9 protein-coding genes are annotated in these 7,711 nt (G+C 68.1%); 7 read left to right on the top strand and 2 right to left on the bottom strand.

The annotated features are described in order from the left end of the window. Positions 1-268: 268 nt before the first annotated feature. Entirely contained in the window at positions 269-517 is a 249-nt protein-coding gene (locus ACFPZN_RS55425; protein WP_378293383.1) for a hypothetical protein, read from the top strand. Positions 518-529: 12 nt separating this feature from the next. On the opposite strand, the gene ACFPZN_RS55420 is transcribed toward ACFPZN_RS55425, so the two are convergent. Next, positions 530-1,489 carry a threonine ammonia-lyase gene (locus ACFPZN_RS55420; protein WP_378293381.1) on the bottom strand — a complete coding sequence of 320 codons (960 nt, stop codon included), beginning with the start codon at positions 1,487-1,489 and terminating at the stop codon, positions 530-532. Positions 1,490-1,647: 158 nt separating this feature from the next. Between ACFPZN_RS55420 and ACFPZN_RS55415 the strand changes: the two genes are divergently transcribed. After that, positions 1,648-2,628, top strand: coding sequence for a small ribosomal subunit Rsm22 family protein (locus ACFPZN_RS55415; protein WP_378293384.1), 981 nt, complete (start codon positions 1,648-1,650; stop codon positions 2,626-2,628). 107 nt (positions 2,629-2,735) lie between these two features. On the opposite strand, the gene ACFPZN_RS55410 is transcribed toward ACFPZN_RS55415, so the two are convergent. Further along, a complete protein-coding gene (locus tag ACFPZN_RS55410) occupies positions 2,736-3,302 on the bottom strand; it encodes a HEAT repeat domain-containing protein (protein WP_378293379.1) in 567 nt (188 codons plus the stop codon). A 496-nt stretch (positions 3,303-3,798) separates the two neighbouring features. Here ACFPZN_RS55410 and ACFPZN_RS55405 point away from each other — a divergent pair, with 496 nt between their 5' ends. From ACFPZN_RS55405 to ACFPZN_RS55385, 5 genes are all read left to right on the top strand, one after another. Next, positions 3,799-5,226 carry a hypothetical protein gene (locus tag ACFPZN_RS55405; protein WP_378293377.1) on the top strand — a complete coding sequence of 476 codons (1,428 nt, stop codon included), beginning with the start codon at positions 3,799-3,801 and terminating at the stop codon, positions 5,224-5,226. A 3-nt stretch (positions 5,227-5,229) separates the two neighbouring features. After that, the gene (locus ACFPZN_RS55400) at positions 5,230-5,385 is read left to right on the top strand and encodes a hypothetical protein (protein WP_378293375.1); all 156 of its coding nucleotides are present in this window, start codon (positions 5,230-5,232) and stop codon (positions 5,383-5,385) included. Positions 5,386-5,412: 27 nt separating this feature from the next. Then, positions 5,413-6,378: a DUF1152 domain-containing protein gene (locus ACFPZN_RS55395; protein WP_378293373.1), complete on the top strand. Its 966-nt coding sequence runs from the start codon at positions 5,413-5,415 to the stop codon at positions 6,376-6,378. A 54-nt stretch (positions 6,379-6,432) separates the two neighbouring features. Further along, positions 6,433-7,383: a deoxyribose-phosphate aldolase gene (gene deoC, locus ACFPZN_RS55390; RefSeq protein ID WP_378293371.1), complete on the top strand. Its 951-nt coding sequence runs from the start codon at positions 6,433-6,435 to the stop codon at positions 7,381-7,383. Positions 7,384-7,385: 2 nt separating this feature from the next. Next, a partial coding sequence (locus tag ACFPZN_RS55385) for an aldehyde dehydrogenase family protein (RefSeq protein ID WP_378293369.1) occupies positions 7,386-7,711 on the top strand: 326 nt, incomplete at its 3' end.

Genomic DNA, 7,711 nt, shown 5'->3' with positions numbered 1-7,711 from the left:
CCCCTTTCCACCGGAGTGATGGTCTGGGGCCTCCCCGTCGCCTCTGGTCGAGCCCACTTGGCCAGGTCGCGTAGGGAACCGGCCTCCCGGGAACGGACCACGCACAGGATGCGTGTCGCCGCCCCGGGGTCGAGTACGCCGGGGACCAGTGCGTCCAAGACCGTTCGGGGCGCGCGGCTGAGCAACTTATGCACAGTCCTTAGGAACGGTTGAAGGCGGTCTCCATGCAACGGGCTGCCGCCGAGCTCGGACTGACCAAGATGGCCCTGTGCTGGACGCGGTCATGCTGGTGTCCCACCACATCCGCGCGACCCACGCGGCCGCCACCCCGGGCACCCAAACCTGGACGACCGGTGATGCCGCCCCGATCATGCGCGACCTGCTCCTTCAGAACGCGGACCGTTTCCCGCTGCTGGCCACCACCCAGACCGGCCCCTCGGCCACCACGACCCAGGAGTTCGGCCTCCACGCCATCCTCGACGGTCTCGAACACGCCATCGCCCTACGCGCCCGTTGACGGACGAGAAGGTCAGGACCTGGCGCCGACCCAGCGGTGGTAGGCGTCCATGTCGACGTTGCCGCCGCACACGATGGTGGCCACGTGGCGGTCGGCGAAGCGGTCACGGTCTTCGAGGATCGCCGCGATGCCGAGCGCGGCCGAGGGTTCGACGACCAGGCCGGCGTGGTCGAGGAGCATCCGCATGCCGGCGACGATCGACTCCTCCCGGACCAGGACGGCGTCGTCGGCGACCACGAGGAGGTCGTCCAGGACGGCCGGGATGGGGCGCCGGCCGGCGACACCGTCGGCGATGGTGTCGGTCGAGTCGGTGGTGACGACGCGCCGTTGGTGCCAGGAGTGTGTCATCGCGGGCGCGCCCAGCGGCTGGACGCAGATCACCTCGACGCCGGGCGCCCAGGTCTTCACCACATGACCCACACCGGTGGCCAGCGCCCCGCCGCCGAGAGCGATCAGGACGGCGTCGAACGGCGGCGCGGCGTCCACCAGTTCAAGGCCGATGGTCGCCGCGCCCTCGCAGGTCTCGATGTCCAGGCTGTCTTCGACCAGCCGGATGCCGTCGGAGCGGGCGATGGCCGCCGCCCGTTCGCGGGCCATGTCGAAGTCGCCGTCCACCAGTTCCAACCTGGCGTCCAGCGCGCGGATGCGATCGAGCTTCGCGGCCGGTGCGAAGCGGGACGCCACGACGGTGACGTCGAGCCCCCGGCCGCGACCGGACCAGGCGAGGGCTTGGCCGAGGTTGCCCGCGCTGGCGCACACCGCGGCCCGCCCGGCGAGCAGGCTCGCGACCAATTCGGTGCCGCGGGCCTTGAAACTGCGGACCGGGTTCGCCGTTTCGAGCTTGATGCTCACCGCGCACCCGAGGACGGGCTCCAGCGCCTCGCAGCGGTACAGGGGGGTGTCGAGAAAAATCGGGTCGATCACCTGGCGGGCCGCCCGGATCCGGGCGGTGTCGAGGCGCGTCTCCTGCATGGCACAGCAGCGTAACGCCCGGCGTGATCAGAAGGCGCTCCTTCTGCGGGGAATGCAGCAGGGAATTGCGTACGGGTGAATTGTCACGGGTCCTTTGAAATGGGTGAACGAGTTGTTGTGTAAACGTGGGTAGTGGCTGGTGGTAGTGTCCCAGGGTGATGAGCGAGGGCTTTGCCGGTGATCTGCTGGAGGCGGCGGAGCGGGAGATCGAGGGGGAGCGGGGGAATCTCGGGCGGGCTTACAAGGAACTGTCCGACGGGTACCGTGGCGGCGGTGCGACCCCCGATGATGCCGCTCTGTCGCGCGACCACGTTCTGGCCTATCTGGCGGCGCGGCTTCCCGCCACCTACGCGGTGAGCGAGGAGACACTGGGGGCCATCGCGGCGGAGCGGCCCGAGTGGGAGCCGCGTTCGGTGCTCGATCTGGGGGCCGGGCCGGGCACCTCCACCTGGGCCGCCGTCGCCACTTTTCCCTCGCTGGAGAGTGCCGTTCTGGTGGAGCGGTCGTCCTCGATGATCCAGGTCGGGCGGCGCCTCGCCGAGCGGTCGGACTCCGCGGCCCTGCGGTCGGGCAGCTGGCGGCGCGGGGGCGTCGTCGGTGCGGAACTGCCCGCCGCGGATCTCGTCGTCGCATCCTACGTTCTTAACGAGCTCCCCTCTGGGCAGGTCGACGAGGCCGTGGCGCAGTGGTGGGACGCCGCCAGGGGCGAGTTGCTCATCATCGAGCCGGGGACGCCCGCCGGGTTCGCCCGGATCTCGCAGGCACGAACCCGGCTGCTTGCCTCCGGCGCCACGATCACGGCCCCGTGCCCGACCGACTTCGCCTGCCCCATGGCCGCCGACGACTGGTGCCACTTCGGGCGGAGGATCTCCCGCACCGCGCTGCACCGGTGGGTGAAGAGCGGAACGCTGGGGTTCGAGGACGAGAAGTACTCCTATGTCGTGGCGTCCCGGCAGGAACCCGTCGTTTCGGGGCCGCGCGTTCTGCGCGCGCCGCAGGTTCGTTCAGGACATATTCGCTTGACCGTGTGCGCGGCACCGGAAACGCAAGACGTGGTCGTCGCCCGCAGCAAGCGCGACGCCTATCGCTGGGCCAAACGGGCTCGCTGGGGAGACGCCATGCCGCTGGAATTCTCCTAACTCAGATCTCGACGAGGTGGACCGCCACCTCCATTCGCTGCCAGTATCCGGCCGAGGTGTTTCCCTCGCCGGAATCGCCGCGGCCAAGGTCCTGTTTCAAAGGCAGATCAACCAGCTGCTGGTGCGATCCTGGCCAGGCCGCGGACGGCGAACCGCCGCACCTGCTCATCAGGGTCGTCGCGCAGGAGCCGCAGCGCCGGCTCGGCCGCTGGATCGCCCAACCCGCCAAGGTGCCGGCCGAGGATCATTCGCACGTGCGCGACCGGGTCCTCGACCAGCGGCAGCAGCACCGCGAGCGCGCCAGGTCGGCCGTAGAACGCGACCATGCCGACGGCCTTCGAGCGGACCATCGGGTCCGGGTCGTCCAACAGCGATCGGGCCACAGCGTCGACCCGGTCGACATCCGGCTGGTCGGCAAGCGCCTCCAAGGCCGTGAACCGCAAGCCCGGGTCGGCGAGAGCCGCAGCGATGCGGCCGAAGTCGGCCGGATCACCAAGGACGCCGAGGGCCCACACGCGCATCTCTTCGTCACCGGCGTGGCCAAGAATGACCGTTCGGCTTCCCACTGGGTCGTCGGCGATGAGCGCCTCGATCGCATCGACCAGTGAATCCTTGTCCGCGGCGGGATCCGCGGCACGCAGGGCGCACAGAAGCTCGTCGAGCGTCTCGGGCATCCACCCAAGGTACTCATAAGCGGCGGTACTCGCGCGCAGCCGCCTTCATGTCGTCGGCACATTGATCCAGGCCCAGGGCCTGTTTCCTGGATCAGGTGCGCAACCAGATGAGCAGGACGGCGATGGTCATGGTGCCGGGTGAGGTGCAGGCGCGCTCGTCCAAGTGAACGAGCACGCCACACGGCGTTAACACGGCCCACGAACGCCGCGCTATGGCGCGGAGCCGGGCGGGGGTTGTTGTTCGGTGGTGGAGGTGGAGCGGGTCTGTCCATACGGGGCGGAGTGGCCGGCCTCTTGGGTTCGAAGCTTGTCAAGTCATAGGAACATCGCCGCATCGCCTTGTTATTGCCCCTTATGGCCTTTCTTGGTGCTCTTGTCATATTCCAAGGCTGACGTTTGGATCGAGGGAGATCTTTTATAGCGCGTCCGCGGGCGCGCCGGTTCCCGTGGGCACGTCCTTTGCCTGCGTCGTCTTCCAAGAGAAGGAGCGTTGATCATGACCGCGCTGACCTACACCATTTTCACCGACCCGGCGCCCCTGGAGGCATCGGCGTCCGGGCGGCGATCCAGGTCCATCGCGACCGTGTACTTGGTCGTCACCAACACGGCGAGGAAGGTGGACTGGCGCTCGATCGAGGTGAAGGTGCCCGTGGGCGACGGTGCCGGGCACGTTGGCCCGGACATCCCCGAGATGAAGGGCGAGTACACCACCAACCCGTGGGAGGGCGAGGCGACGACCGCGAAGGTGCGGGTTGAGCGGCAGCAGGGCACTAACGTTTTCAAGGTCACTCCCCAGGCCGGTGACGATACCTCTTTCAAGTTCGGCGACTACCTGGTGCTGAAACTGGAGAACATCGCCGTGGCCACCACGGCCGGGCTGGCCGTGCTGACGGTGAGGGAGAAGACCGAGGACGATGACGGGGAGCACACCCGCTACACCTCGGTGGCGCTGGTGAAGACCGCTCCAAAGGAGATCGCGGCGCCGCGCGACTTCCGCCCGGACAAGGCGATGGTGGACGAGGGGGACACGCTCACGCTGAGTTGGGAGGGGTCCGCCGAATTCGATTACAAGGTTCTGTTCCCCGGCGGGGAGGAGAAAGTGCCCGCGGGCAGCCGTGCCTGGCGGCCGGCCAACGCCCCGAAGCGCGCCACCACCTACACCCTCGTCGCCACCGACCCCGTCACCCGGCAGCAGCACTTCCTCACCACGACCGTTCAGGCGCGTTATCCCGTCCTGGAGAAACTCACCGCCACGACCGGCATTGATACTCCCTGGGTCCAGGGGAGGGCGGATGAGACCAGGGGGCGCCTCACCTTCACCGGCGCAGGTGTGGAGATCTTCGGCAACTCCGGCGCCAAGGGAACCGTGACGGCCGACAAGGCCGACCTCAACGGCGTCACAACCGAATGGGTGCAGGGAAAGAACACCGACGACGGAAAGATCACCTTCCCCAAGGACGGGCTCGACATCAGGCAAGGAAGCGGGTCATGGGGAGTCGTGCACGCCGACAAGGCCGACCTCAACGGCATCAACACCAAGTGGGTGCAAGGCAGGAGCACCAACGACGGATGGATCTCCTTTCCCCAGGACGGGCTCAACGTCAGTGAAGGAGGCGGGTCTTGGGGAGTCGTGCACGCCGAGAAGGCCGACCTCAACGGCATCAACACCAAGTGGGTGCAAGGCAGAAGCGCCGACGACGGATGGATCTCCTTTTCCCAGGAAGGGATCAAAGTCAACCGCGAGGACGGCGATCATCTGACGCATCTGGTCGTCGGTTATGCGACCCTCGACATCGTGAAGACCCGAGTCGTTCGAGGACTGAAGGACGATGACGGATGGATCAGCTTCCGCAAAGAGGGGCTGAACGTCCACCGGGAGCGCGGTACAGAACGGGGCACCGTGTTCGCCGACAAGCTGACCTGAACGATGCCCGATCCAGGTCGCTACAGCGCGACCTACAACGGCCGGCATCTGCACGACCATTCACGATCGGCACACCTGGAGACGGTGGTCGACGTGCGCCAGGTCAACCGGGAAGGCCACGAGTACCAGTCCTCCCTGGTCTCGACCCGCCGTCCCTGAACTCTCGGCAGGGGCTACGGTCGCAGGGTGTATTCGCTTTGGGAGCCGCCTCTGTTCACGCGCCTGAAGAAGGCGCAGCGCATCCTGGTCGCGGGGGCCGGGGGTGGGTTCGACGTCTACGCGGGCCTGCCCCTCGCCCTGGCGCTGCGCGGCGCGGGCAAGGAAGTGCACCTGGCCAACCTCTCGTTCAGCGCCCTGTACGGCCTGGGCGACGAGGTCTGGTGGGAACAGAACGTCGCCAGGATCGGGCCGGACACCAACAGCCGCGACTGGTACTTCCCCGAGGGCGTCCTGGCCCGCTGGCTGGACCGGCACGGCGAACCCTCCACGGTCTACGCGTTCCCGAGGGTGGGCGTCGCGCCGCTGCGCGACGCGTACCAGGTGCTCGTGGAACGGCTCGATCTGGACGCCATCGTGCTGGTGGACGGCGGCACCGACATCCTGATGCGCGGCGACGAGCAAGGGCTGGGGACGCCCGAGGAGGACATGGCGAGCCTCGGCGCCGTCCACGGCCTCGCGGGCGTGCAGGAGAAACTCGTCGTGTGCGTGGGATTCGGGGTCGACGCCTACCACGGCGTCAACCACTCGCTCGCACTGGAGAACCTGGCCGCCCTGGACGCCGCCGGGGCCTACCTGGGGACGTTCTCCATCCCGCGCGACAGCCGGGAGGCCGCCCTCTACCTGGACGCCGTCGAGTACGCCCAGGCCGCGACCCGGGACCGTCCCAGCATCGTGAACGGCTCGATCGCGGCGGCCATCCGGGGCCAGTTCGGGAACGTGCGCTTCACCTCCCGGACGGACGGCAGCGAGCTGTTCATCAACCCGCTGATGGCGATGTACTTCGCGGTCGACCTGGACGGCCTGGCCGCGTGCTCCCTCTACCTGGACCGGCTGGAGGGCACCCGGTTGATGCGCCAGATCAGCTCGGTCATCGAGGACTTCAGGGACGAGATCGCCGGACGCTCACGGCCGCCCCGCCAGTACCCGCACTGACCGGTATGCCCGGATATCGGGTGGGTCGTTTGGTACGGAGGCCACCCGTGGGCGATGCTGGGGCTTGTGTCAACGGAGACTCTCACCGCGGACGGCGGAACGGCCGAACTACGCGCGTTCCTGCATGGTCTGCCCGGTGTCGATCAGGTGGGTGCCGAGGAGCGGGCGGCGCGTTTGTCGACGCGTTCGATCAAGACCTCGGCGAAGGCGGAGGCGATCGATCTGGCGATCGCGATGGTGGATCTGACCACCTTGGAGGGGGCGGATACGGCGGGGAAGGTGGGGGCGTTGTGCGCCAAGGCCGTCCGTCCCGATCCGTCCGATCCGGGGGTTCCCAAGGTCGCGGCGGTGTGCGTGTACCCCGACCTGGTCGCTGTCGCCGTCGAGGCGCTGCGCGGGTCGGGTGTCGGCGTGGCGAGTGTGGCGACGTCGTTCCCGTCAGGCCGGGCGCCGCTGGAGGCGCGGTTGGCCGACACCCGTGCGGCGGTGGCGGCCGGCGCGTCGGAGATCGACATGGTGATCGATCGGGGCGCGTTCCTGGCGGGGGATTACGGCAAGGTGTTCGGTGAGATCGCCGCGGTCAAGGAGGTGTGCGGGGGTGCGCATCTGAAGGTGATCTTCGAGACCGGTGAGCTGGTCACCCTGGACAACGTGCGCCGGGCCTCGTGGCTGGCGATGCGCGCGGGCGCCGACTTCATCAAGACCTCCACCGGCAAAATCTCTCCGGCCGCGACCTTGCCGGTGACGCTGGTGATGCTGGAGGCGGTCCGTGACTTCCGTGAGGCGACCGGTCGCCAGGTGGGGGTGAAGCCGGCCGGGGGCATTCGCACGACCAAGGACGCTATCCGCTACTTGGTGCTGGTGAAGGAGGTCGCTGGTCCGGACTGGCTGACCCCGGAGTGGTTTCGCCTGGGTGCTTCGAGTCTGCTGAACGACTTGCTGATGCAGCGGCGGAAGCTGGCCACCGGGGTGTACTCCGGTCCCGACTATTTCACCTTGGACTGAGCATGGTTTTGGAGTATGCCCCGGCGCTGGAGTCGCGGGACATCGTCGACATCCGCCCCTCCTACGGCCTGTTCGTCAACGGCGCGTTCGTCGACGGCCATGGTGAGCCGTTCAAGACGATCGATCCCTCCACCGAGGACACCCTGGCCGAGGTCGCCTGCGCCGATGCCTCGGATGTGGATCGTGCGGTGGCCGCCGCGCGCGGCGCCTATGAGCGGGTGTGGGGGCCGATGCCGGGTCGGGAGCGGGCCAAGTACCTGTTCCGGATCGCGCGGTTGGTGCAGGAGCGTTCGCGTGAGCTGGCGGTGCTGGAGTCGATCGACAACGG

The sequence above is a fragment of the Actinomadura rugatobispora genome, assembly GCF_042656285.1.
GTDB classification, from domain to species: domain Bacteria; phylum Actinomycetota; class Actinomycetes; order Streptosporangiales; family Streptosporangiaceae; genus Spirillospora; species Spirillospora rugatobispora.
This window is presented reverse-complemented; position numbering and strand designations above follow the sequence as displayed.

Coding starts and splice junctions, on each gene's coding strand:
- deoC (WP_378293371.1), top strand. CDS start 6,433: ATGCTGGGGCTTGTGTCAACGGAGACTCTCACCGCGGACGGCGGAACG.
- ACFPZN_RS55420 (WP_378293381.1), bottom strand. CDS start 1,489: ATGCAGGAGACGCGCCTCGACACCGCCCGGATCCGGGCGGCCCGCCAG.
- ACFPZN_RS55405 (WP_378293377.1), top strand. CDS start 3,799: ATGACCGCGCTGACCTACACCATTTTCACCGACCCGGCGCCCCTGGAG.
- ACFPZN_RS55415 (WP_378293384.1), top strand. CDS start 1,648: ATGAGCGAGGGCTTTGCCGGTGATCTGCTGGAGGCGGCGGAGCGGGAG.
- ACFPZN_RS55410 (WP_378293379.1), bottom strand. CDS start 3,302: ATGCCCGAGACGCTCGACGAGCTTCTGTGCGCCCTGCGTGCCGCGGAT.
- ACFPZN_RS55400 (WP_378293375.1), top strand. CDS start 5,230: ATGCCCGATCCAGGTCGCTACAGCGCGACCTACAACGGCCGGCATCTG.